Here is a 243-nt window from a genome sequence, read left to right as displayed (position 1 = left end):
CGCTTATCGACTTCAATAAGCATGCCACTAATCCGTAGGCCAATATGCTCCGCAAGCTTTTCGAGATCGTCGGTGGTCTGGTTTTCTACTAGTATCGTAAATGCTGTGTCACTAAAGCGGCTCACATAGCCTTCTGGCACCAGCTCATCTAAAGCATAAGCGACCTGTCTGACTGTCGTATCGACACCTTGCAAACCCAAGCTACTTCTGATCTTACCAATGTTATCGAGCTGAACATACAAC

General features: G+C 46.5%; 1 protein-coding gene. It reads right to left on the bottom strand.

Features of this window, described 5'->3' with window-relative positions; genetic code table 11:
- Nucleotides 1-243, bottom strand: a 243-nt coding sequence (locus AAEY75_RS16705; protein ID WP_502944462.1) for a nucleotidyl cyclase domain-containing protein, incomplete at both ends; no start/stop codon positions are given.

The sequence above is a fragment of the Psychrobacter sp. TB55-MNA-CIBAN-0194 genome, assembly GCF_040309505.1.
GTDB lineage: Bacteria > Pseudomonadota > Gammaproteobacteria > Pseudomonadales > Moraxellaceae > Psychrobacter > Psychrobacter fozii.
The sequence above is the reverse complement of the archived record's forward strand: the minus strand, read 5'-3'. Positions and strand labels throughout refer to the sequence as shown.